This is a genomic window from Paraburkholderia phymatum (genome assembly GCF_038900715.1).
GTDB lineage: Bacteria > Pseudomonadota > Gammaproteobacteria > Burkholderiales > Burkholderiaceae > Paraburkholderia > Paraburkholderia phymatum_A.
The window spans coordinates 286,961-311,226 of sequence record NZ_JAYMRZ010000005.1; the positions used below are offsets into that span (position 1 = coordinate 286,961).

Annotated in this window: 22 protein-coding genes; 15 read left to right on the forward strand and 7 right to left on the reverse strand. The window is 64.7% G+C overall.

Going from position 1 to position 24,266, the window contains the following annotated elements; all coding sequences use genetic code 11:
- Window positions 1-51 precede the first annotated feature (51 nt).
- The 5 genes from gsiB to VSR68_RS12350 all read left to right on the forward strand — a co-directional run bounded on the left by gsiB (window position 52) and on the right by VSR68_RS12350 (window position 5,437).
- Complete coding sequence (gene gsiB / locus VSR68_RS12330) at window positions 52-1,614, forward strand: glutathione ABC transporter substrate-binding protein GsiB (protein ID WP_342940109.1); 1,563 nt, start codon at window positions 52-54, stop codon at window positions 1,612-1,614.
- A gap of 89 nt (window positions 1,615-1,703) precedes the next feature.
- Window positions 1,704-2,624, forward strand: a complete 921-nt coding sequence (gene gsiC, locus VSR68_RS12335) for a glutathione ABC transporter permease GsiC (RefSeq protein ID WP_342940110.1) — start codon at window positions 1,704-1,706, stop codon at window positions 2,622-2,624.
- Between the two features lie 7 nt (window positions 2,625-2,631).
- Window positions 2,632-3,537 (forward strand): glutathione ABC transporter permease GsiD, encoded by a 906-nt coding sequence (gene gsiD, locus VSR68_RS12340; protein ID WP_342940111.1) that lies wholly within the window; start codon window positions 2,632-2,634, stop codon window positions 3,535-3,537.
- 20 nt (window positions 3,538-3,557) lie between these two features.
- Entirely contained in the window at window positions 3,558-4,616 is a 1,059-nt protein-coding gene (locus VSR68_RS12345; protein WP_342940255.1) for a P1 family peptidase, read from the forward strand.
- Window positions 4,613-5,437 carry a M55 family metallopeptidase gene (locus tag VSR68_RS12350; protein ID WP_342940112.1) on the forward strand — a complete coding sequence of 275 codons (825 nt, stop codon included), beginning with the start codon at window positions 4,613-4,615 and terminating at the stop codon, window positions 5,435-5,437. Before VSR68_RS12345 ends, VSR68_RS12350 begins: the two co-directional genes overlap by 4 nt.
- A gap of 70 nt (window positions 5,438-5,507) precedes the next feature.
- On the opposite strand, the gene VSR68_RS12355 is transcribed toward VSR68_RS12350, so the two are convergent.
- Window positions 5,508-6,437: a Gfo/Idh/MocA family oxidoreductase gene (locus VSR68_RS12355; protein ID WP_342940113.1), complete on the reverse strand. Its 930-nt coding sequence runs from the start codon at window positions 6,435-6,437 to the stop codon at window positions 5,508-5,510.
- A gap of 240 nt (window positions 6,438-6,677) precedes the next feature.
- Here VSR68_RS12355 and VSR68_RS12360 point away from each other — a divergent pair, with 240 nt between their 5' ends.
- Window positions 6,678-8,420 (forward strand): IlvD/Edd family dehydratase, encoded by a 1,743-nt coding sequence (locus VSR68_RS12360; protein ID WP_342940114.1) that lies wholly within the window; start codon window positions 6,678-6,680, stop codon window positions 8,418-8,420.
- A gap of 42 nt (window positions 8,421-8,462) precedes the next feature.
- Here the strand turns inward: VSR68_RS12360 and VSR68_RS12365 are convergent, their stop codons facing one another.
- Together VSR68_RS12365 and VSR68_RS12370 are read right to left on the reverse strand one after the other, a co-directional pair.
- Window positions 8,463-9,200 (reverse strand): FadR/GntR family transcriptional regulator, encoded by a 738-nt coding sequence (locus VSR68_RS12365; protein ID WP_342940115.1) that lies wholly within the window; start codon window positions 9,198-9,200, stop codon window positions 8,463-8,465.
- 157 nt (window positions 9,201-9,357) lie between these two features.
- Window positions 9,358-9,519 (reverse strand): hypothetical protein, encoded by a 162-nt coding sequence (locus tag VSR68_RS12370; RefSeq protein WP_342940116.1) that lies wholly within the window; start codon window positions 9,517-9,519, stop codon window positions 9,358-9,360.
- Window positions 9,520-9,548: 29 nt separating this feature from the next.
- Here VSR68_RS12370 and VSR68_RS12375 point away from each other — a divergent pair, with 29 nt between their 5' ends.
- Window positions 9,549-9,809, forward strand: a complete 261-nt coding sequence (locus VSR68_RS12375) for a hypothetical protein (protein ID WP_342940117.1) — start codon at window positions 9,549-9,551, stop codon at window positions 9,807-9,809.
- Window positions 9,810-9,832: 23 nt separating this feature from the next.
- On the opposite strand, the gene VSR68_RS12380 is transcribed toward VSR68_RS12375, so the two are convergent.
- Entirely contained in the window at window positions 9,833-10,882 is a 1,050-nt protein-coding gene (locus tag VSR68_RS12380; protein WP_342940118.1) for an asparaginase, read from the reverse strand.
- Window positions 10,883-11,093: 211 nt separating this feature from the next.
- Here VSR68_RS12380 and VSR68_RS12385 point away from each other — a divergent pair, with 211 nt between their 5' ends.
- The 7 genes from VSR68_RS12385 to VSR68_RS12415 all read left to right on the forward strand — a co-directional run bounded on the left by VSR68_RS12385 (window position 11,094) and on the right by VSR68_RS12415 (window position 20,149).
- Complete coding sequence (locus tag VSR68_RS12385; RefSeq protein WP_342940119.1) at window positions 11,094-11,405, forward strand: DUF4148 domain-containing protein; 312 nt, start codon at window positions 11,094-11,096, stop codon at window positions 11,403-11,405.
- A 252-nt stretch (window positions 11,406-11,657) separates the two neighbouring features.
- Entirely contained in the window at window positions 11,658-15,260 is a 3,603-nt protein-coding gene (locus VSR68_RS12390) for a response regulator (RefSeq protein WP_342940120.1), read from the forward strand.
- A 14-nt stretch (window positions 15,261-15,274) separates the two neighbouring features.
- Window positions 15,275-16,123, forward strand: coding sequence for a CheR family methyltransferase (locus tag VSR68_RS12395; RefSeq protein ID WP_342940121.1), 849 nt, complete (start codon window positions 15,275-15,277; stop codon window positions 16,121-16,123).
- 46 nt (window positions 16,124-16,169) lie between these two features.
- Window positions 16,170-16,793, forward strand: coding sequence for a chemotaxis protein CheB (locus VSR68_RS12400; RefSeq protein ID WP_342940122.1), 624 nt, complete (start codon window positions 16,170-16,172; stop codon window positions 16,791-16,793).
- Window positions 16,794-16,802: 9 nt separating this feature from the next.
- The gene (locus VSR68_RS12405) at window positions 16,803-17,915 is read left to right on the forward strand and encodes a hybrid sensor histidine kinase/response regulator (RefSeq protein WP_342940123.1); all 1,113 of its coding nucleotides are present in this window, start codon (window positions 16,803-16,805) and stop codon (window positions 17,913-17,915) included.
- Between the two features lie 282 nt (window positions 17,916-18,197).
- Window positions 18,198-19,082, forward strand: coding sequence for a DUF2242 domain-containing protein (locus VSR68_RS12410; protein WP_342940124.1), 885 nt, complete (start codon window positions 18,198-18,200; stop codon window positions 19,080-19,082).
- A gap of 479 nt (window positions 19,083-19,561) precedes the next feature.
- Window positions 19,562-20,149, forward strand: coding sequence for a BPSL1445 family SYLF domain-containing lipoprotein (locus VSR68_RS12415; RefSeq protein WP_342940125.1), 588 nt, complete (start codon window positions 19,562-19,564; stop codon window positions 20,147-20,149).
- A 75-nt stretch (window positions 20,150-20,224) separates the two neighbouring features.
- On the opposite strand, the gene VSR68_RS12420 is transcribed toward VSR68_RS12415, so the two are convergent.
- On the reverse strand, window positions 20,225-21,163 hold the full coding sequence (locus VSR68_RS12420) for a GlxA family transcriptional regulator (RefSeq protein WP_342940126.1): 939 nt from the start codon (window positions 21,161-21,163) through the stop codon (window positions 20,225-20,227).
- 131 nt (window positions 21,164-21,294) lie between these two features.
- On the opposite strand from VSR68_RS12420, the gene VSR68_RS12425 reads away from it, so the two are divergent.
- Window positions 21,295-22,110: an SDR family oxidoreductase gene (locus VSR68_RS12425; protein ID WP_342940127.1), complete on the forward strand. Its 816-nt coding sequence runs from the start codon at window positions 21,295-21,297 to the stop codon at window positions 22,108-22,110.
- 140 nt (window positions 22,111-22,250) lie between these two features.
- On the opposite strand, the gene VSR68_RS12430 is transcribed toward VSR68_RS12425, so the two are convergent.
- Both VSR68_RS12430 and VSR68_RS12435 read right to left on the reverse strand, forming a co-directional pair.
- Entirely contained in the window at window positions 22,251-23,366 is a 1,116-nt protein-coding gene (locus tag VSR68_RS12430) for a succinylglutamate desuccinylase/aspartoacylase family protein (protein WP_342940128.1), read from the reverse strand.
- A 91-nt stretch (window positions 23,367-23,457) separates the two neighbouring features.
- On the reverse strand, window positions 23,458-24,234 hold the full coding sequence (locus VSR68_RS12435) for a transporter substrate-binding domain-containing protein (protein ID WP_342940129.1): 777 nt from the start codon (window positions 24,232-24,234) through the stop codon (window positions 23,458-23,460).
- Window positions 24,235-24,266: the final 32 nt, after the last annotated feature.

Consider the following 24,266-nt stretch of genomic DNA (forward strand, 5'->3'; position numbering starts at 1 on the left):
ACCAGCGGCATGACAACAAGCAGTTCCTTTGCTCAGTGGAGTTCAGAACCGATGACTACGCCCTTGATGTTTCAACCGTTGCGCCTGCGTTCGCTCGTGACGAGCGGCGCGCTGGTCTTTGCGATGCTCGCGTCAGGTGCCGCCCATGCGGCGCAGACGGCCGTGATGGCCGTCGACTCGACGTTCACGACGCTCGATCCATACGACGCGAACGACACGCTCTCGCAAGCCGTTTCGAAGTCCTTCTACCAGGGCCTGTTCGGCTTCGACAAGGACATGAAGCTCGTCAACGTGCTCGCGACGAGCTACGAAGCGAGCCCGGATGCGCGCGTCTACACGTTCAAGCTGCGCCAGGGCGTGAAGTTCCAGGACGGCACCGACTTCAACGCGGCCGCCGTGAAGGCCACGTTCGACCGCATCACGGATCCGGCGAACAAGCTGAAGCGCTACAACATGTTCAGCCGCATCGAAAAGACGGAAGTGGTCGATCCGTACACGGTGAAGATCACGCTGAAGGCGCCGTTCTCGGCGTTCGTCAACGTGCTCGCGCATCCGTCGGCCGTGATGATGTCTCCCGAAGCGATCAAGAAGTATGGCAAGGACATCGCGTTCCATCCCGTCGGCACGGGTCCGTTCGAGCTGGTGAAGTGGGACCCCGCCGGCGATCTGACCGTGAAGAAATTCGCTGGCTACTGGAAGAAGGGCTATCCGAAGATCGACGAGATCGACTGGAAGCCCGTCGTCGACAACAACACGCGCGCCGCGCTCGTGCGCACGGGCGAAGCGGACTTCGCGTTCCGCATTCCGTTCGAGCAGGCAGCGGCGCTGCAATCGAGCCCGAAGGTCGACATCATCGCGACGCCGTCGATCATCAACCGCTACGTCAGCCTGAACACGACGAAGAAGCCGTTCGACAACCCGAAGGTGCGTGAAGCACTCAACTACGCGATCAACAAGGAAGCGCTCGCGAAGGTCGCGTTCTCCGGTTACGCGATCCCCGCCGACGGCGTGATTCCCGAAGGCGTCGACTACGCGACGAAGCTCGGCCCGTGGCCCTACGACCCGGCAAAAGCGCGCGCGCTGCTGAAGGAAGCGGGCTATCCGAACGGCTTCGAGACGACGCTCTGGTCGGCGTACAACAACTCGACGTCGCAGAAGACGATCCAGTTCGTGCAGCAGCAACTGGCGCAAGTCGGCGTGAAGGCAAGCGTCGAAGCGCTCGAAGCAGGCCAGCGCGTCGCGAAGGTGGAAAGCGCGCAAGACCCGGCGACGGCGCCCGTGCGCATGTACTACATCGGCTGGTCGTCGTCGACGGGCGAAGCGGATTGGGGCATCACGCCGCTGCTCGCGTCGTCGTCGTTCCCGCCGAAGCTCGTGAACACGGCTTACTACAAGAACGATACAGTCGACAGCGATCTGTCGCAGGCGCTCGAAACGACGGACCGCGCGCAGAAGGCCGCGCTCTACGGCGACGCGCAGAAGCGCATCTGGACCGACGCGCCGTGGATCTTCCTCGTCAAGGAGAAGATCGTCTACGCGCGCAGCAAGCGCCTGTCGGGCGCGTATGTCGCGCCGGACGGCTCGTTCAACTTCGATGAAATCGCGGTGAAGTAAGCGCGCGCAACGCGGGTCCCGAAGCGCGCGTTTCGGGGCCCGTGCTTTCGCTTCACGCCGCGCATGCTCTTCGATAGCGGATCGCTCTCATGCTGAATTTTCTCGTCAAACGCCTGCTGGGCCTGCTGCCGACGCTCGTGATCGTCGCCGGCCTCGTGTTCCTGTTCGTGCACCTGCTGCCCGGCGATCCCGCGCGGCTCGCGGCCGGCCCCGAAGCCGACGATGCAACCGTCGCGCTCGTGCGCGCCGACCTCGGTCTCGACAAGCCGATGCCGCAGCAGTTCGTGAACTTCTTCGTGCGCATCGCGCATGGCGACTTCGGCACGTCGACGCGCAGCAAGCGTCCCGTTGCCGCGGAGATCGGCGAGCGCTTCATGCCGACGCTGATGCTCACGCTCGTCAGCATGGTGTGGGCCGTGATCTTCGGCATGGCGATCGGCATCGTGTCGGCCGTGTGGCGCAACAAGTGGCCCGACCGGCTCGGCATGACGCTCGCCGTGTCGGGCATTTCGTTCCCCGCGTTCGCATTCGGCATGCTGCTGATGGAAGTGTTCTCGGTGCAGCTCGGCTGGCTGCCCATCGTCGGCGACGGTTCGTGGCGCAGCTACGTGCTGCCGTCGATCACGCTCGGCGCGGCCGTCGCCGCCGTGATGGCGCGCTTCACGCGCGCGTCGTTCGTCGAGGTGCTGAACGAAGACTACGTGCGCACCGCGCGCGCGAAAGGCGTCGCGGAGCAATGGGTCGTCGTCAAGCACTGCCTGCGCAACGCGATGATTCCCGTCGTCACGATGATGGGCTTGCAGTTCGGCTTTCTGCTCGGCGGCTCGATCGTCGTTGAAGTGGTGTTCAACTGGCCGGGCATGGGACGCCTGCTGGTGGACGCCGTCGCGATGCGCGACTATCCCGTGATTCAGGCCGAAGTGCTGCTGTTCTCGCTGGAATTCATCGTCATCAATCTGGTCGTGGACGTGCTCTATGCCGTCATCAATCCGACCATCCGTTTCAAGTGAGGCACGCATGAGCACGACCGCCGACAACACCCGCGCCGTCGCGTCTCCTCAAGGCGAGCGCGCGATCCGCACGCCGTGGAGCGAGTTCTGGCGCAAGTTCCGCAAGCAGCATGTCGCCCTCGCGGCGGGCATGTTCGTGCTGCTGCTCGTCGCCGTTTCGATCGCGGGGCCGCACATCGTGCCCTACGACCCCGAAAACTATTTCGACTATGACGCGCTGAACGCGGGGCCATCCGCTGCGCACTGGTTCGGCGTCGACTCGCTGGGCCGCGATATCTTCAGCCGCATCGTCGCGGGCACGCGCATCTCGCTCGCGGCGGGGTTTGTTTCGGTGGCGATCGGCGCGATCGTCGGCACGCTCTTCGGGCTGCTCGCGGGCTATTACGAAGGCTGGTGGGACCGCATCACGATGCGCGTCGCCGATGTGCTGTTCGCGTTCCCTGGCATCCTGCTCGCAATCGGCATCGTCGCGATTCTCGGCAACGGCATGATCAACGTGATCGCGGCTGTCGCCGTGTTCAGCATTCCCGCGTTCGCGCGGCTCGTGCGCGGCAATACGCTGATGCTCAAGCACCTGACGTATGTCGAAGCGGCGCGCAGCATCGGCGCGTCGGACTGGACCATCATCATGCGGCACATTCTGCCGGGCACGATCTCGTCCGTGATCGTGTATCTGACGATGCGCATCGGCACGTCGATCATCACGGCCGCGAGCCTGTCGTTTCTCGGACTCGGCGCGCAGCCGCCGACGCCCGAGTGGGGCGCGATGCTCAACGAAGCGCGCGCCGACATGGTCACTGCGCCGCATATCGCGCTCTTCCCGAGCCTTGCGATCTTCCTGACGGTGCTCGCGTTCAACCTGCTCGGCGACGGTTTGCGCGACGCGCTCGATCCGAAGCTGGACCGGCCGTGAGCGCGCCACAGACGCCGCACATGCCGCATGTCGGCGTGTTGCCTTCGGGCACGCTCTGCACGATTGCCGATGTGTCCGGTGTGACCGTCGGTCATTGCACGCTCGATCAAGGTCCTATACAGACGGGCGTGACCGTGATCCGTGCGCATCGCGACGATCCGTATCGTCAGAAGGTGCCCGCTGCCGCAAGCGTGATCAACGGCTTCGGCAAGAGCATCGGCCTCGTGCAGGTCGAAGAACTCGGCGTGCTCGAAACGCCGATCGCGCTGACCAATACGTTCGGTGTCGCCGCCGTCGCGCAGGCGCAGATTCGCGCCGCCATCGCGGGCAATCCGCAGATCGGGCGCGAGTGGCCGACCGTCAATCCGCTCGTGTTCGAATGCAACGATGGCTATCTCAACGACATTCAGGCGCTCGCGATTGAGCCGACGCACTACGCGCAGGCGCTCGATGCAACGGCCGCTTCGTTCGAACGCGGCTCGGTCGGCGCAGGGCGCGGCATGTCGTGCTTCGATCTCAAAGGCGGGATCGGTTCTTCGTCGCGCGTGGTTAGCGCGGCGGGCCGCGATTTCACGGTCGGCGCATTGGTGCTCGCGAACTTCGGCCGTCTGCCGATGCTGACCATCGACGGCGTGCCTGTTGGCCGCGAACTCGCGCTCGCGCTGCGCAAGCAGGCAGCGCAAGCAACCGCAACGAAGCCCGAGCAAGGCTCGATCATCATGATCGTCGCCACCGATGCGCCACTCGACGCGCGCCAGCTCAAGCGTCTTTCGATGCGCGCCGCCGCCGGTCTCGCGCGCACGGGCTCGGTCTACGGGCACGGCAGCGGCGACATCGCGCTCGCGTTCTCGACGGCGTGGACCGTTGCGCATGAAGGCGATTTCGTCGCGACGCCGCCGTTGCTCAACGATGCGCGCCTCGATCCGCTGTTCCATGCATGCGCCGATAGCGTCGAGCAGGCGATCGTCGATGCGCTATGGTCCGCTACGTCGGTCACGGGTCGCGACGGTCACACGCGTCTGTCGCTGCATGATGCCGTGCCCGATCTCGAACAACGCGTCAAGCAATCTAGCCCATGAAAGTCCTGATTTCCGTCGATATAGAAGGCGTCGCGGGCGTCGTCAACCCCGAGCAGACGCGCGCGGGCAACAGCGAATACGAACGCGCCCGCCGCTGGATGACGCTCGAAGCCAACGCGGCGATCGAAGGCGCGTTCGCGGGCGGCGCAACGCACGTGTGGGTCAACGATTCGCACGGCGGCTTTCGCAATCTGCTGCCCGACATGCTCGATGCGCGCGCGAACGCGATACTCGGCAAGCCGCGCATGCTCGGCATGATGGCGGGCCTCGAATACGGCCCGCAGCTCGTGTTCATGATCGGCTATCACGCGATGTCGCAAAGCCGCGGCGTGCTCGCGCATACGATCAACAGCTTTGCATTCACGCACGTGAAGATGAACGGTCGCGACGTGGGCGAGGCGGGACTTTACGGCGCGCTCGCAAGCGAATACGGCGCGCGTGTTGCGCTGCTTTCCGGCGACGATGTGTTCGCCGAAGAAACGAAGCCGTCGTTTCCCGACGCGACGTTTGTGGTCACGAAGCACGCGACGGGTTATGCAAGCGGCTCGACGCTGACGCCGGAGCGTGCGTGCATCGCGATCAGGCAGGCGGCAACGGATGCCATTGCGAGCCATGCAGCACGCGACGCCTTGCAACGCGCAACGCCCCAGGCCGTCGATATCGAACTGCGCGTGCAAACCACTGCGCTCGCGGACCTGTTCGGTCAGATGCCGTCGCTGGAACGCGTGGACGGCGTCACACTGAGCTTTTCGACGCCATCCGTCGAGCACGCGGTGCGCACGCTGAACTGTCTGTCGGCGATGTCGTTCATGTTGCGCTGAGGTCAGTGCTGGAATCAGCGCTGATATCAGCGTTGATATCAGGCCAGCGCCAACGCGACTGTCACCGGCGCTAGTCGTAAAACGCCTCGACCTCCTGACGACGGCCAAGCAGGAATGCATCGGCCACGAGCCGCAGCGGACGCACGTCGACGTCGTGTTCGCCATGCGTGATGAGCCAATGGAACCGCTCATACAGCGACGGATATTCGCGCTCGGCGCCGACCTCCACCGGCTTGCCCGCGATCGCGAGCTTCTTGCCGCCTTCGCTCAGGAGCAGCATGCCGTCCGTCGTCGTTACTTCGATTTCCCATTGCTCGACGGGGCCATGACGCCAGTCGAACTCCGCGCGCACGGGCACGCCTGTCTCGTCGATGCAATCGAGTTCGGCGGCAATCGGCGTCTGCACGTTCGCGGGCACTGACAGCGTCGCCGCACGCAATATGACTTCGCGCGGCAGCATGTGCGTGATGATCGACAGCGCGTTGATGCCCGGATCGAACACGCCGAGTCCGCCCGGCGTCCAGATCCACGCCTGGCCCAGATGCCAGCGGCGCACGTCTTCCTTCCAGCGCACCTGCACCGATTGCAGCGTGCGCGCCGCGAGCCATTCACGCGCCGCCTCCACTGCGGGCGCATAGCGCGAGTGCCATGTCGCGAACAGCGTGCGGCCCGCGGCGCGCGCCATCGAACGCAACACCTCCACTTCATGCACGCTCGCGCCCGGCGGCTTTTCGAGCATCACGTGCTTGCCCGCGGCCAGCGCGGCGCGCGCCTGATCGAAGCGCACCTGCGGCGTCGCGCATAGGGACACGGCGTCGAGTTGCGGCTCGTTGGCGAGCATTTCGTCGATTGTCTTGTAGTTGCGCACGCCGTCGACCTGAGCATTGCGGCTCGCGCACGCGACCAGCCTGAAGCCGTCGAGCGCGGCAATCGCGGGCAGATGCTGGTCGCGCGCGATCTTGCCGACGCCGACGATGCCGATTGAAAGTTGGGTGTTCATGGTGTGAGCGATGGAGCTTCGAGGAAGTAGCGGTTGTCGGTGGGCTCAGCGTAACGCAAGCGCACCTGTTTCACGCACGAAGCCGCAGCGCGCGTGCCGCTAGCGAATCAGCCAACGATATGCACCGCAGCATCCGGTCGTGGCTGGTCGTTTTCAAAAGTCCGCGTATATGCCTGGTTAGACACTGTCCAAACAACGCATATAGTCTTACTGTAAATCAGAACGATTGGACGAGATATCATGACCGACCAACGTCGCAAACTGCGCTCCGCTGCCTGGTTCGGCACCGCCGACAAGAACGGCTTCATGTACCGAAGCTGGATGAAGAACCAGGGCATCCCCGATCACGAATTCGCCGGCAAGCCGATCATCGGCATCTGCAATACGTGGTCCGAACTGACGCCGTGCAACGCGCATTTCCGCAAGCTCGCCGAGCACGTGAAGCGCGGCGTCTATGAAGCGGGCGGCTTTCCCGTCGAATTCCCCGTGTTCTCCAATGGCGAGTCGAATCTGCGGCCGACCGCGATGTTCACGCGCAATCTCGCGAGCATGGACGTCGAGGAAGCGATACGCGGCAATCCCATCGATGCCGTCGTGCTGCTCGTCGGTTGCGACAAGACCACGCCCGCGCTGCTGATGGGCGCCGCGAGTTGCGACGTGCCCGCGATCGTCGTGAGCGGCGGTCCGATGCTCAACGGCAAGCACGAGGGACGCGACATCGGCTCGGGCACGGTCGTGTGGCAGTTGAGCGAACAGGTGAAGGCGGGCAAGATCTCGATCCACGAATTCATGTCGGCGGAAGCGGGCATGTCGCGATCGGCGGGCACCTGCAACACGATGGGCACGGCGTCGACAATGGCCTGCATGGCCGAGGCGCTCGGCGCCGCGCTGCCGCACAACGCGGCCATTCCCGCCGTCGACTCGCGCCGCTACGTGCTCGCGCATCTGTCGGGCATGCGCATCGTCGAGATGGCGTTGCAGGACCTGCGGCTTTCGAAACTGCTGACGCGCGAAGCCTTCGAAAACGCGATCCGCGCGAACGCGGCGATCGGCGGCTCGACGAACGCCGCGATTCATCTGAAAGCGATTGCGGGGCGTATCGGCGTGCAACTCGAACTCGACGACTGGACGCGCATCGGACGCGGCACGCCGACGCTCGTCGATCTGCAGCCGTCGGGCCGCTTTCTGATGGAGGAGTTCTATTACGCGGGCGGCCTGCCCGCCGTGCTGCGGCGTCTGGGCGAAGCGGGCCTGCTGCCGCATCCCGACGCGCTCACGGCCAACGGCAAGACGCTATGGGAAAACTGCGTCGACGCGCCGATCCACAACGACGAAGTGATCCGGCCTTTGCACAAGCCATTGCGCGAAGACGGCGGCCTGTGCGTGCTGCGCGGCAATCTCGCGCCGGATGGCGCGGTGCTCAAGCTCTCGGCGGCGACGCCTGCGCTGCTCAGGCATCGCGGCCGCGCCGTCGTGTTCGAGAACTTCGACGACTACAAGAAGCGCATCGCCGATCCCCAACTCGACGTGACGCCCGACTCGGTGCTGGTGATGAAGAACTGCGGTCCGAAGGGTTATCCGGGGATGGCCGAGGTCGGCAACATGGGACTGCCGCCGAAGCTGCTCGCGCAAGGCGTGACGGACATGGTGCGCGTATCGGATGCGCGCATGAGCGGCACCGCATACGGCACCGTGGTGCTGCACGTCGCGCCGGAAGCGCGCGCGGGCGGGCCGCTTGCCGTCGTGCGCGATGGCGACTGGATCGAACTGGACTGCGACGCGGGCCGCCTGCATGTCGATATCGACGAGAAGGAAATGGCCGGGCGTCTATCGAGCTGGAAGGCAGCGCAGCAAAGCAATCCCGCCGATGCGAGCGGCTATCGCAAGCTCTATGTCGAGCACGTGCTGCAAGCCGATCAGGGCTGCGATTTCGACTTTCTGGTGGGCTGCCGCGGCGCCGAAGTGCCGCCGCATTCGCACTAAGCGCGCCGGAACGAACGATATGGCGCTGCTGTGCGACTCACGTCAGGCGGTGCGCGCCGGTGTCTGCGTGTCGATGCCGAGAATCGTATCGGCGTCGGCGCGCGCGTTTTCGAGCTGCACGAGACTTGCCTGACGCGCGGCGAGCGGATCGCGGTTCTGGATCGCCGTGAGAATCGCTTTATGGCGCGGCAGCGACAGCGCGTACGTGTCGGGATGGCGGCTCGTCAGCTTGATCGATTCCGACAGCGCCAGCGACATCATGTTGCCGATATACCCGAGCATGTCGTTGTGCGTCGCAGCCATGATCGAGCGATGAAATTCGAGGTCCGGCTCGAGCAGATCGCCGGCCGTTTGCGCGCGTTCCATGCGCTCAAACGCGGAGCCGATGCGCGCGAGGTCTTCGTCGGTTGCCGCCGTTGCGGCGAGCGCGGCCGCCGCCGGTTCGATGATGCGGCGCACCGTCATCAGCGACAGAAAGAACTCGCCTTCGGGAATGCTGTTGAGCGTCCAGTAGAGCACGTCGGGGTCGAGCATGTGCCACTCTTCGCGCGGCCGCACGACGCTGCCCACGCGCGGCTTAGAAATCACGAGGCCCTTGGCCACGAGCACGCGCGTCGCTTCGCGCAGCACGGGGCGGCTCACGCCGTATTTTTCGCAGAGCGTCGCCTCGGCGGGCAACCGTTCGCCCGGCAGCAGCCGGCCGCTGACGATCTCAATGCCGAGCTCCTGCACGATCCGCGCATGCAGGCTTTTGCGTTTCTGAAGATGCCGGTAGTCCATGATCTATTTGTTTTAACCGTGCGTGTGCGGATGACCGGACCGATCCGTTGCGGCGCGCCATCGATCAGGCTCGCGCGATCGCTCCATATGGGCCATGCAAGCATAGCATGGGGGACAAGCGCCGCTCGCTGCTTCGGCGATGTATGCGAGGCGCGCGTCATGTCGATAGGCTCATATCGTCGCGCGCGCGGCCAATGAGGGTGGGGTTCATTTTTTGCTTGATCGTCGTCGGGACGGCTGCTTTACTCGAATCGAACGCGAGCAGCGCCAGCGCCACCCTCGAACCGAACGAGAAGAGGCGTGACCACAGAAGCAACACGCGCATTCACCTCGACACGGACCACGGCAATGAAGCTGACATCACTAGCCTTCCTTGTTGCATGCGTGGCGGCGGCGAACGTCGGCACGGCCGCCACGCGCGATGAGCAGACCAAGGCGTGCAAGCACGACGCGATCAAGTTCTGCGCGATCCACATCCCGAACAGGCAGAAGATCGAAGCGTGCATGAAGGCCCACTACGACAAGCTGTCGCCGAATTGCCAGGCGATGTTCGACGCCCCCGACGATGACGACTCGCCTTCGAGCCAGGCAGGCTCTGACGGGTCTTAGCCGGCTGTTAGCCATCGAGCCTTCTAGCGGGCCGTGCTGAGCGGCAACGCCACTTCGACGCGGCCCGTTTCGAGGCCGACCGTATTGCGCATGGTTCGCAGCCGGAACGGATCGAGCGCACGCTGCTGCGCGTCATCGCCGATACCCAGCTGCGTCAGCAGTTGCGCGACGATCGCATAGAGAATCGTCGAGTTGCCGTCCTCCACCTTCACGGCGATGCCCAGCGCGCCCTTCGCGCCGAGCTTCGCCGTCTGCGCCGAAGCGCGCACGCCGATCGCATAGCTCGCGTCGGCGCCGAACTTGCCGACCAGCGCGCCCTGGTAAGCGCGCATCAGCGCCGTGCAGAACCGCCCCTCGCCCGCGACCATCTCCGGATGCGACGTCATCGCACGATAGATGCGGGCGAGCGCTTCGTCTTCGAGCGAACCCGCCGACGCCTGCGCGTCGGCCGCGCGCGCGAGCTTCATGTAGAGACGCGCCAGGCGGTCGAGCGCGAAGGCGGGCGTGGGCAGATTGCAGCCGTCGATGGCCCATTGCACGCCGTCGTCGGGCAGATCGCACGCTTGCGCGACCGTGTGCTTCACGCGCTGCTGCAACGGATGTCCGGCGAGGTGATAGTCCGCGAGCGCCGCGCCGATCGCCCGCGCGCCCGCCAGCATGCCCGCGTGCTTGCCCGAGCAGTTGCTGCACACGGGGCCCGGCACGAAGTCGCGTTTGATCCATTCGCGGTAGACGTCGTCCGAAATGGGCGGATGCCCGCCGCAACGCAGATCGGCCTCGGTGGCCCGCGCCTTCGCGAGCATGCTGCACGCGCGTTCGATGTGCCGCTCTTCGCTGTTATGCGAGCCGCACATCAGCGCGAGGTCGGCTTCGTCGAAACCGAAGCGTTCGAGCGCGCCCGTTTCGACGACGGCCAGCGCCTGAGCCGGCTTGGCCGCCGATCTCACCAGCGTCACGCGCGACGGGTCGCCGCACGAAGCCAGCAGCCGTCCCTCCGTATCGACGACGGCAATGTGAGCAGCATGCGTGTTCTCGACGATAGCGCCGCGATAGACGGTGGCAGCAATGGACATCGGGTCTCCTTTCGTTTTCGGTGGTGTCCGCAGAAACAGCGCGACAAGGCCGCCCGATTCTACCGGGACGTTCGGGACGTTCGGGACGTTCGAAACAGACGCAGCCCCCTTCCAGGCGCGATCCCTGCGTGTCGGATACATTGGACCGGCAGGATCGGCGTGTCGTCCGACGTGAGAACAGCAACCCTCTTCCATGGCACAGGAGAAAGAAATGCACATCGCGAGAAAACTGATTGTCCTTTTCGCCTCGGCCTCGCTGGGAGTCGGCGCGGCTGCGCCTGCGTTCGCGCAAAACACGGACGCCTCGGGCGGCGCCGACACGGCGGGCGCTGCCGCGTCCACCGCGAAGCCGACCAAGGCGCAGCGCAAGCAGGCGAGCAAGGAAGCGCGCGCGAAGCGCAACGCCGAATTGAAGAAGCTCGAGGACGCGGGCTACAAGCCGTCCCACAATGATCCGAACTACCCGCAGGATTTGCAAAACGCGCAGAAGAAGGCGGGCATCGGGCAAGGCGCGAGCCAGTAACCGTCATTCGAATCACCGCGCCGCACGCGGTACTCTTTGCGTGCGGCCCCGCGATCGCGTGCGGCGCAACGCCGTCGCGAATCGCATCGCCATGTCTCTTCTCATTGCCGCGTTCAGCTCCGGCACGAATTTCTCTGTGTGATACTTCGGACGCTTGACCGCGCAACGGATTGCGTGCTGAATCATGCACGTAGCCGTGCAGCCGCACGTTCTGGCTAAAAACTACAGACGCCACTGCTTTTCAAGTCAAAAATGCCGAACTCATCTCACGATACCGACGGCCGCCGGGAAAAATTGACCACCGTCGAGACTGTCGATCGAATCGCCTTTCGTCGCGTCATCCGCCGCAATATCGCACTGCCGCTCGTGCTCGGACTCGTCACGATCGCGATGTTCGTCGCGCTGATTTCCTACCTCGTCAATACGATCAGCTGGGTCGAACATTCGGAGCGCGTGATTGGCGATGCGAATGAAATGCTGCGACTCGCCGTCGATCGCGAGTCCGCGATGCGCGGCTTTCTGATCACCGGCGACGAGACCTTTCTCGCGCCTTATCAGCTCGGCAAGCCGCGCTTCCGGGCGCAGATCGATTCGCTGATCCAATCGGTATCCGACGAAGCTTCGCAAGCCGAGCACCTCAAGCGCATTCGCGCCGTGCAGCAGCGTTGGGACCAATACGCGGAGGAAATGATCGATCTGCGCCGGCGCAACATGGACTACACGGCCGACGTGAAAGCCGGGCGCGGCAAGGTCGAATTCGACGAGACGCGCAGGCTGTTCGGCGAGTTCCTGTCGGTCGAAGAGGCGTTGCGGCAGCAGCGCTCCAGCGACGCGCGCAATGTCACGGCCATTCTGGTCGGCGTGTTTCTCCTCGTCAGCCTGTCGATCAGCGGCCTGATCGCTTATCGCGGGCGGCGCGATCTGTTGACCCTGTCCGAGTCTTACGACGCCGTGCTCGCGCGCCAGACCGAACATAACGAAGTGTTGCAGCAGCAGATCTGGCTGCGCTCGGGGCAGCGCCTGCTCGCCGAGAAGATCGTCGGCCAGTCGAGCCCCGCGCTCGTCGGCCGCGCGATGCTCGAGGTTCTCGCGCAGTATCTCGACGTCGTCGTCGCGGCGCTGTACGTGCGCGAGCGGGCCACGGCCAGCCTCAAGCGCATCGCGACCTATGGCTTCAGCGAGGAGAGCGAACAGGCGGCGCGCTCGTTCCGCGAAGCCGAAAGCCTGATCGGCCAGGCAGCCGTGTCGCGCCGCACGGTCGTGTTGAACGACGTGCCCGACGACTACGTGAAAGTGGTGTCCGGCACGGGCATGAGTCCGCCGCGCAATCTGATCGTGATGCCCATCGAAAACGACGGCGCCGTGAACGGCGTGGTCGAGCTCGGCTTCATGCGCAGCGTCTCGGCGCGCGATCACGAGTTCCTGGAACTGATCGCGAACAGCATGGGCGACTTCATCGAGGCCGCGCTGTATCGCGAGCGCCTGCAAGACGCGCTCGCCGAAACGCAGCAACTGAACGAAGAGCTACAGGTGCAGCAGGAAGAACTGCGCGTATCGAACGAGGGACTCGAAGAGCGCGGCCGCGCGCTCGTCGAATCGCAGGCGCGCCTCGAAGCGCAGCAGGCCGAACTGGAGCAGACCAACGTCCAGCTCGAAGACTACGCGAAGCGTCTGGAGCGCCAGAAAGCCGATCTGCTGAGGGCACAGGACGAACTCGCCGCGAACGCCGCGCGTCTCGAGCAGTCGAGCCGCTACAAGTCCGAGTTCCTCGCGAACATGTCGCATGAATTGCGCACGCCGCTGAACAGCTCGCTGATCCTCGCGCGCCTGTTGCAGGAGAACCGCTCGGGCAACCTGACGGAAGAACAGGTGCGCTACGCGGAAACGATCCATGCGTCGAACAGCGATCTGCTGGTGCTGATCAACGACATTCTCGATCTGTCGAAAGTGGAAGCCGGGCAGATCACGATCGACGACGAAACCGTGCGCATCGAGTCGATGCTGCAATCGCTTCACGAAATGTTCGAGCCGATGGCGGCCGCGAAGCAGCTGAAGTTTTCGGTCGAAACCTCGCCGGACGTACCCGATACGATCGTCACCGACAGCCAGCGCGTCACGCAGATTCTGCGCAACCTGCTCGCGAACGCATTGAAGTTCACCGAGCACGGCGAAGTCGCGCTGACGGTCGCCGCAGGCGACGCGGGCACGCTGCGTTTCGACGTGCGCGACACGGGCATCGGCATCGCCGCCGACAAGCTCGAACTGATCTTCGAAGCGTTCCAGCAGGCGGACGGCTCGACGAGCCGCCAGTACGGCGGCAGCGGTCTCGGCCTGTCGATCTCGCGAGAGTTCGCGCGGCTTCTGGGCGGTCACGTGAGCGTCGCGAGCGAGCCTGGCAAGGGCAGCGTGTTTACGTTGTGGCTGCCGTTGCAACGGACGGGCGACGCGCACCCTGCCGCGTCGCCGGATGCCGAAGCGTTGACGGTTCCGCTGACGCATTCCGCAAGGCCCGCGCCGCCCGCCGCCGAGCGGTCGACGCATCCCGCGCCGGCGCCCTCGCCTGTCGCGAGGCCCGCGCATCAGCGCGCGGAGCCGGCGCCGATCAGCGCATCGATCAATACGCCGAACAACACCGCCCCGCAGACGATCGCCGACGACCGCGCGAACCGCCGCCACGAAAACCGCCTGATACTCGCGATCGAAGACGACATCGCGTTCGCCGAAATCCTGCGCGACCTCACGCACGAGCTCGACTTCGATTTCGTGCACGCCGCCGACGGGACGACGGGTCTCGCGCTGGTGCGCGACATGCAGCCCACGGCCGTGCTGCTCGACGTCGGCTTGCCCGACCGCTCGGGGCTGACGGTGCTCGAATGGCTGAAGAACGATCCCGCCACGCGGCACATCCCGATTCACATCGTGTCCGCGACCGATCACGCGGAAAAAGGGCTGCATCTGGGCGCCGTCGGCTACACGCTGAAGCCCACGGCGCGCACGACGCTCGAAGCCGCGATCCGCCGCCTCGAAAGCCGTCTGCAGCAGCGGATGAAACACGTGCTGGTGATCGAGGACGACGCGGCGATGCGCGAAAGCATCCGCGCGCTGCTGCAAAGCGAGACGACGGAGATCGTCGCCGCCGCGACGCTGGCCGACGCGCTCGATCATCTGTCGTCGACGCACTTCGATTGCGTCGTGACCGATCTCGCGCTGCCCGACGGCACCGGCTACGATCTGCTCGAACAACTCGCCGCCGACGTCACCCATCAGACGATGCCCGTGATCGTCTACACGGGCCGCATGCTGTCGGGCGACGAAGAGCACCGGCTGCGCCGCTATTCGAAATCGATCATCATCAAGGGCGCGAAATCGCCGGAACGGCTGCTCGACGAAGTGACGCTGTTCCTGCATAGCGTCGAGTCGTCGCTTGCGCCGGAACAGCAGCGCATGCTGCGCACCGTGCGTCAGCGCGACAACCAGTTCGAAGGCCGCACGATCCTGCTCGCCGAAGACGACGTGCGCAACATCTTCGCGCTCTCGCATGTGATCGAGCCGCTCGGCGCGACGCTCGCCATCGCGCGCAACGGCCGCGAGGCGCTCGACGTGCTCGCCAACGGGCGCGACGTGGATCTCGTTCTGATGGACATCATGATGCCGGAGATGGACGGCCTGACGGCCATCGGCCACATTCGCGGCGACGCGCGCTTCGCGCATCTGCCCATCATCGCGCTGACTGCCAAGGCGATGGCGGAGGACCGCATGCGTTGCCTCGAAGCGGGCGCCGACGACTACATCTCGAAGCCGATCGACGTCGACAAGCTGATCTCGCTTTGCCGTGTGTGGCTGCGGCAACGATAGCGAGCGGAGCCACGATGAGCCGTTTTCCATACGACGATTCGCTGCAAAGCGCGCAAGACTTCGACATCGAGTTGAAGCTGCTGCTCGAAGCGATCTATCTGAAGTATCAGCATGACTTCCGCCACTATTCGATGTCTTCGCTGCGGCGGCGTCTTGCGCTCGCACTCGACGAGTTCAGCGTCGGAACGCTGTCGCAGTTGCAGGACAAGATCATGCGCAGCGAGACGGACTTCACGCGGCTCTTTCACTACCTGACGGTGCAGGTCAGCGACATGTTCCGCGACCCGCCCTACTTTCTCGCGCTGCGCGACCACGTGCTGCCCGTGTTGCAGACCTATCCGTCGATCAAGGTGTGGGTGGCCGGTTGCAGCACGGGCGAGGAATTGTGGTCGCTCAAGATTCTCTTCGACGAAGCGCGCCTCACCGAGCGCACGCTCTTCTACGCGACCGACATCAACCCCGACGCGCTTGCGCGCGCCGAAGCGGGCATTTACGCGCTCGACCGGATCGCGGGCTTTACGCGCAACTATCTGGCCGCGGGCGGCAAGCGCTCGCTCGCCGACTACTATCATGCGGCGTATGGCAGCGCGCGCTTTGCGGGCTCGCTGAAAGAACGCGTGGTGTTCGCGGATCACAGCCTGTCCACCGACGAAGTTTTCCTCGAAGCCCATCTCGTGTCGTGCCGCAATGTGCTGATCTATTTCGATCGCGGCTTGCAGGACCGTGCGCTCGGCCTCTTCAGGGACACGCTGGTGCGGCGCGGCTTTCTCGGTCTGGGCAGCAAGGAGAGCTTGCGTTTTTCGAACCAGTACGATGCTTTCGACGAATTCTGCGATCGCGAGCGCATTTACCAGAAGCGTTAGCGTGTACACCGTCGCCGTCCAGTTTCCACCGATCTATCGACGCCGTATGAACACACCTCGTCCGCCTTCCGCACCCAGCGCAGCCGCGCCGACGGATGCGCGCGCGTTCGACGCCGTCGTGATCGGCGCGTCGGCGGGCGGCATCGACGCGTTGAACGTGCTGTTGCCCGCGCTGCCTGCCGGGTTCGGCGCCGCGATTCTGATCGTCACGCATGTGCCCGCCGATGCGCCGAGCTATCTGCCCGAAGCGTTCGGCTATCGCTGCGCGCTGCCCGTCATCGAGCCCGATGCTGGCGAGCCGGTGTTGCCGGGACGCGTGCATCTCGCGCCGCCCGGCTATCACATGCTGGTGGAAGACGACGGTACCATCGCGCTGTCGCTCGATTCGACGGTGTGCTTTTCGCGGCCGTCGATCGACGTGCTGTTCGAATCCGCCGCGCACGTCTATCGCGAGCGGCTGCTCGGCATCCTGCTTTCGGGCGCCAACGACGACGGCGCGCACGGCCTCGAAATCATCCGCGCGATGGGCGGGCTCGCGTGGGTGCAGGACCCCGATACGGCCGCCTCCACGCCGATGCCGCGCGCGGCCATCGAGCGCGGCGCCGCCGACGAAGTGCTTTCTCCAACCCTGATGGCCCGGCGGCTTGCCGGATTGCCAGCCACACACTAGAACGATGACATGACGAATTCACCCGTCAACATTCTGATCGTCGACGACATCGCCCATAACATCACGGCGCTCGAAGCGCTGCTCGCGCGTCCGGGCGTCGAGCTGCTGGTCGCGAACTCGGGAACGGCCGCGCTCGATCTGCTGCTCAAGCACGAAGCCGCGCTCGCGATTCTCGACGTCAACATGCCGGGCATGAACGGCTTCGAGCTGGCATCGCTGATGCGCGGCAGCCCGCGCACGTCGCACGTGCCCATCATCTTCCTGACGGCCACGACCGAAGACGCATCGCGCACGTTTCGCGGCTACGAAGCGGGCGCCGTCGATTTCCTGCACAAGCCAATCGATACGCGCATCCTGCAATCGAAAGTGGACGTGTTCGTGCAGCTGGAGCAGCACAAGCGACAGCTCGCCGATCAGTTGCTGACCACGCGCCAGTTGCTCGAAGCCAACGAAATGCTGATGGCCGTGCTCGGCCACGATCTGCGCACGCCGCTGGGCACGGTGCTCGCGTCGGCGGAATATCTGGCGCGCAATGCGCCCGACGAGCAGTCCGCCACGGTCGCGGGCCGCATCAAGAACAGCTCGATGCGCATGTCGCGGATGGTGCATCAGCTACTCAATCTCGCGCGCCTGCAAGGCGGACGCATGCAGCTTCAGCCGCGCACAGCCGAGCTGGCGGCGCTGTGCCGGGGCGTGATCGAAGAGTTCGCGACGCACGAGCGCGCCGGCCAGATCACGCTGAACGCGCGCGGCAATTCGACGGGAAGCTGGGACACCGATCTGCTGTGGCAGGCCATTTCGAATCTGATCAGCAACGCGTTGCACCACGGCGAGCACGACAGCGCGATTGCCGTCGACGTCGACGGCGAAGCGCCGAACTGGATCAGGCTGACGATCAGCAATCGCGGCGTGATTCCCGCTGGCGTGCTGCCGCATCTGTTCGAGGCATTCGGCTCGAACGGCGACGGCGAACGGTCGCGCGAAGGGCTCGGGCTCGGGCTGCACATCGTCCACAAGATCGTGCACATGCATGGAGGCAAGGTGACGGGCAAGTCGGATGAATTCGCCGGGACGGTGTTTTCTCTCGACCTGCCGCGCGTCGCGCAAAGCTGGGTGCGCTGAGCGACGCGCGGGCGCATCGTGCCGCGGCTTTCGGAATCGTTCGTCATGCGCTGGCGAAAGGTTTGCTGCGTTGCTGGCGACACTTGCTTGCGGCACTTGCGCGGCGCGGACGGGCGTCCGCGCCCCGTTTTACGCGCGTTGCGGCGTCTGTCGCCCGATGCGGCGACATGTGTCGCGACATGTGTTGCGTCCCGCACGACCATCGCCGCCCGTCATAACGGCCTGGCTGAAACCGCACTACAATGCATGCCGTCCGACGTCTCGTAGTCCGCTTTTTTCGCCATGTTCAGCTGCCCGTCCCGAGTCGCTCTCGCTCTGACCCTGCCCGCGCTTGCCGTGCTCGCCGCGTGTTCGACGCCGCCCAAGGCGAAGCTTCAGGAAGACTTCGTCAACAGCAGCGCGAGCCCCTATACGCGCACGTTCCAGGTGGGAAGCACAGAAGCCTGCGAAGGCGCGCGCCGAGCGCTGCTCAGCCAGGGCTACATGACGACGCTGGTGCGCCCCGATACCGTCGACGCGAGCAAGAATTTCCAGCCCGCCAGCGATTCGCATTTCACCGTCGAATTTCATATCGTCTGCACGGCGGGCGACGATGCGACGAACAGCAGCATCGTCTATGCGAACGCGGTGCAGAGCGGCTATGCGCTGAAGAAGAGCGATACGTCGGCGAGCGTCGGGCTGAGCGTGCTCGGCTCGCTGTCGCTGCCTATCCGCTCGAACAGCGACGCGATGGTGAAGATCTCCAGCGAGACGATCCAGTCGGGCAAGTTCTATAACGGCTTCTTCGATCTCGTCGGCCACTATCTTGCGAGCGTGGTGCGCAGTTCGCCCGTGCCCGGCGATACCGTCAGCGCCACGCCGCTGCCCATGCCCCCCGCTCCCCCCGCGCTCGTCGTTACGCCGATGCCCGCAACGCTGGGCGGCAACGCGGCGCCCGTCATCATGCCTGCGACGCAAGCGCCAGCGGCGGCAACTGCAACACCCACAACACCCACAACATCGGCAGTACCCGCGACACCCGCGGCGCCCGTTGCGGCTCCCATCGCGCCCCTGACACCGCTCGTCCCCACCGTCCCGATGATGCCCGCGCACGAAACGACGGCACTCGACAGCACGCCCGCGATTGCAGCGTCGCCGGCATCGGGCGCTACAGCGTCGCCGCAGTAGTCGCGGTAGTCGCAAGCGCGCCTTCGCTGCATCGGTCCGAATCGAAAATCGCCGCTGCCATGCGGCGATTTTTGTTTCCAATGGCTCGGCCAGGGAAACGATCGCGCATCGCGTTTCGCCTCGCGACACACTGGCGCTACCTCATGAAGAATAGCCCAGCGCCGAAGGTCTCTTTGGCGCTATTCACGCGACTGTTTTTCGCAACTTCCGCCCATTTCTGATATTGGTTGAAGCAGCGCGGCTGTCGGGTTTCCGTATGTCTACGCACCCGAACACCCTTCGCTGATGGACCACTTCGATCTACTGTTCCCGATCGTCATGCCAATGCTACGAGGGTCGAGCGCTTGAGATCGGGAGGACCGCGCGCGATCGCGAACGCATGCCGCGATGCGTGACGGACGTGTCGCGGATTGCGTGTTGCGCGCAATCGCGCGTGCAGATGTGCATTTCCCTCAACGCTTCATACACGGAGAACGACAATGCAAAGAAGACACTTCGTAACAGCAAGTGTTGCTGCCCTCGCGTACGGCGGTCTGTTGCTGTCCGGTTGCAGCACCACCACGAGTAGCGGGGAATCGGCCGCTACGGACATGTCCAAGCGCCAGTCGATCGACGCGAGCGTCGACGGCACGATGGCCAAGCTCTATACCAGCGTGCAGGGCTCGCGCGAACTGGTGTCGAAAGCGCGCGGCGTGCTCGTGTTCCCTTCGGTGCTGCAGGTCGGGTTCGTCGTCGGCGGGCAGTATGGCGAGGGTGCGCTGCGTGTCGGCGGCAGCACGGCGGGCTATTACAGCACGGTTTCCGGATCTTTCGGACTCACGGCGGGCGCGCAGTCGAAGGCGATCATCTTCCTGTTCATGACACAGGACGCACTCGACACGTTCCAGAACGCGAAGGGCTGGTCCGCGGGCGCGGACGCGTCGGTGGCGCTGATCAAGGTGGGAGCGAACGGCGCAATCGATACCTCGACGGCGACCGCGCCCGTCGAAGCCATCGTGATGACGAACTCGGGGCTGATGGCCGACGTGTCGCTCGCGGGCACCAAGGTCTCGAAGCTGACGATCTGAACGGCTGGCACGCGCGCGCCGCGGGCTGTGGTTGCGCAGCGGCGCGCGTGAGTATCCGTGGAAGTGTGGCGGACATCACTCGATCCCCCGCGTCATCCGTTGAATCGCCTGCGGCGGCTGGCCGTAGGCGCGCAAGAATGCCCGGCGCATGCGCTCGCGGTCGCCGAAGCCCGTGTCGCGCGCGACCACATCGACGCCGTGCCGTCCCGTCTCGAGCATCAGGCGCGCCGCCTCGACGCGCAAGCGCTCGACCGCTTTCGCCGGCGTCTGCCCCGTTTCCTCCCTGAATGCGCGCGTGAACTGGCGCGGGCTCAGATGCGCGGCGTCCGCGAGCTGTTCGACGGAAAGCGGCGTGTGCAGATTGCGCCGCGCATACGAGAGCGCCGTCTGGATGCGATCGGACTTCGGCTCCAGTTCGAGCAGCGCGGAGAACTGCGATTGCCCGCCCGCGCGCCGGTGATACAGCACGAGCTTGCGCGCGACGTGGCGCGCGAGTTCCACACCCGCGTCCTTTTCGACGAACGCGAGTGCGAGGTCGAAGCACGCCGTCATGCCCGCCGACGTCCACACGTCGTTGTCGATGATGAAAATGCGGTCCTCTTCGACTTTCACCGCCGGGTAACGCTTGCGGAGATCCTCCGCGTAAAACCAGTGCGTCGTGGCGCGCCGCCCGTCGAGCAGCCCGGCCTCGGCCAGATGGAACGCGCCCGTGCACGCCGCCGCGACACGCCTCGCGGACGGCGCCGCGCGCTTCAGAAACTCGATCAGCGATGGCGTCGACGGCAACAGATCGTTGTCGCCGACGATCAGAATCGTGTCGAAGCGGCTGTCGTCGAAAGGCTCGGTCGTCACCGTAAAGCCCGACGAGCAGCGCACTGGCCCGCCGCGCTCGGAGAGCAGCACGAACTCGTACAACGGCTCGCTCACCTCGCGGTTGGTGAACTCGAACACCGTCGTCATGCCCAGATTCATCACCTGAAAACCGGGGAACAAAACGATTCCGACGCGCAGCATGGCTTCGCTCCAGCGATGTCCTAAAAAGTGGCATCTATGACATTGAGGCCACATGAGTATGCACCTAATCTTGCGGACATGCAGCCGACGCGACGTCGAACCTGCTTTCCCTTTTCTTCAGGAGCATTGTCATGTCGAATTCCTCGAATCCCACCGCTAGCATTGGCACGGCCGTCGTCACGGGCGCCTCGTCGGGCATCGGCGCCGTGTATGCGGACCGCCTTGCGCGCCGCGGCTACGATCTGATCGTCGTCGCCCGCAACCGCGCGCGTCTTGAACAACTGGCCAAGCGCATCACGAACGAAACGGGCCGCTCGGTCGAAATCGTCACCGCCGACCTCAACGACGACGCCGACATCCGTCGCATCGAGAACCTGCTGCGCACGGACGCAAGCATCACGACGCTGGTGAACAACGCGGGCTTCGGCGCGGCCGCGCCGCTGCTGGATGCGGACGTCGATACGATGGAATCGATGATCAAGCTGAACGTCGTCGCGCTGACGCGGCTCACCTACGCGGTCGCGCCCGCGTTCGTCGCGCGCGGCGGCGGCAACATCATCAACATCGCGTCGATTGTGGCGATTGCGCCGGAAATCCTGAACGGAGTCTATGGCGGCACGAAGGCGTTCGTGCTCGCGTTCACGCAATCGCTGCATCACGAACTGGCGAGCAAGGGCGTCAAGGTGCAAGCCGTGATGCCGGGCGCGACGCGCACCGAGTTCTTCGATGTCGCGGGCGTACCGATCGGGATGCTCGAAGAGCAAGGCATCGTGATGTCGGCGGAAAAGATGGTGGATGCGTCGCTCGTCGGCTTCGATCGCGGCGAACTCGCGACGATTCCGTCGCTGCCCGATTACGCGGACTGGCAGGCGTTCGAAACGGCACGCGCGGCACTCGGGCCGAACCTGTCGCGCAGCGTCCCCGCCGAGCGGTTCAACGTGGCTTGACGCTGTACTGCGGCATGCGGCGCGGCTAGAGGCTCGCGCCGCGTGCCCGTCCCTCGCACGGCGAGTTTATGCGCCTAAACTCGCGCCCGAGGGCTGTGCAACCTCGTTCGGCACTGTCGCCAGCAACTCGGCCAGCAACTTCATGCGCCGAGCAGCACGCCCGTCCTGACAGGCCGTGTGCCCGTCACGCGGCCAAGCGGCGCGCCCGCCGTCACGAAACGGATCGCCCGGCGCATGTAGAACACGCCTTCCGTATGGCTGGTGAGGGTCGTGGTCTCGTCGGTCAACGGATCGACGATATCGAACAGCGGATCGCCGACGCGGATCATGTCGCCGATATTCGCCCGGTGCACGAGGATGCCGCTCACGGGCGCATAGAACTGCTCGCTGCCTGCCAGCGGCGTCGCGGGCATCGGCAGTTCGGGCAGCGGCTTGGCGCTGCCCTCGATGGCCTTGCGATACGTCAGATAGTCGACGAGCGCATCCGCGTCCCGTTGCGCGACTTCATACGACACGTCGCGCTGTCCCCGGCATTCGATCGTCACCGCGACCGTGCCCGTCGGCACCGGCTTGCCTGCGGGCATCTGCTGTTGTAGGTGCCACCACAGCAGGCTGTGCGTTTCGTCGAATGCCTGGCCACCCGAGTCGGTTGCAATCAGCGACGCTTGCGAACGCAAGTAGCGCGCGAGCGGCTCGATCTCCGGCCAGCCCGCCTCGCTCGTGTAGACGTGCATCACGGCTTCGAGCGAGCAATGCAGATCGATCACGACGTCGGCATCGTATGAGAGCTTCAGCAGCGCAAGTTGCAGCGACTCGTACTCGGTGAGCGGCTTTTGCGCATCCAGCTGTTCACGCACCAGTTCGCGAATCAGATTGCGATTCGCCTGCGCATCGTCGCCGAGACGGTCTTTCGCGCGGTCGAGCAACGCCGTGAACTGCATGAAATGCCGGTTGAAGTTCTTGCCACTGCCCGCTTCGAAGCGGCCAAGAAACTGGCCCAGCACGTGTTGCCCGAGACCGACAGGATTCGCGACGGGCACGAGCACGATTTCGGCGCTCAGCAGCCCTTGCGCTTCGAGTTCGATGAGACGTCGCTTGAGCAGCACCGTCGTCAGCATCGCGGGCGTTTCGTCCGCGTGCAGCGACGATTGAATGTAGATTTTTTGCCCGCTGTTTTGCGGGCCGAAATGAAACGCGACCAGTTCGCGCGAGGTGCCGATAGCCGGCGAGAGAAGCGGAATCGATTGCCTGTTCATGTGATCTTTGCGTGGCCGTAAATCGCTTGAGGGATGACTTGTGCGTCAGTTGCAGGGTTGGTTGCGGGTCAGTTGCGGGGTCGGTTGCGGTTCAGTTACCGTATGGATCGAAGTCGAAATACTTGTGCGCGATCTGCGCATAGGTGCCGTCCTTCAGCATCGACGCGATGGCCGTGTTGATCGACGCCTGCAACGCGGCTTCGTCCTTGCGCAGTCCGATGCCGACGCCGCGATCGCCCATGTCGAGCGGCTCGCCGACGAACGCGAAGCCCTTGCCTTGCGGCGTGCGCAAAAAGCCATAGTCGGCTTCGACGGTGCCGAGCAGCGCGCCGTCGAGACGCCCGTTGATCAGGTCGTTGAACACTTCGTCCTGGCCCTTGTACGCGACCACGTGCACGCCTGCGGGCGCCCAATGCGTCTGCGCGAACGACTCGAACTGCGTGCCCGATTGCACGCCGATCTGCTTGCCGGCGAGCGTCGCGGGCGCGCTGCCGTTCAGCCCCGCGCCCGGCCGCGCGATCAGACGCGACTTGAACTGGAACAGCTTCGACGAAAACAGGATCTGCTGCTCGCGCTTCGCGGTGATCGCCATCGACGACATGATCGCGTCGATCTTGCGCGCCTGCAGCGCGGGGATCATGCCCGAAAACTCCAGCTCGACCCACTCGCAGCGCGCGTGAATGCGCTTGCAGATTTCATTGCCGAGATCGACGTCGAAACCCTTCACGCTGCCGTCGGGCGCTTTCGAATCCATCGGCGGATAGGTCGGGTCGATGCCGAGGCGGATCGCGTCGTTATCACGCGCGAACGCGCCGTGGCTTGCAAAACCGAATGCGGCGAGCACAACGATCAACAGTGGCTTTTTCATGGCTGTCAGGCGACGGAAGGGAATCAGTTGCG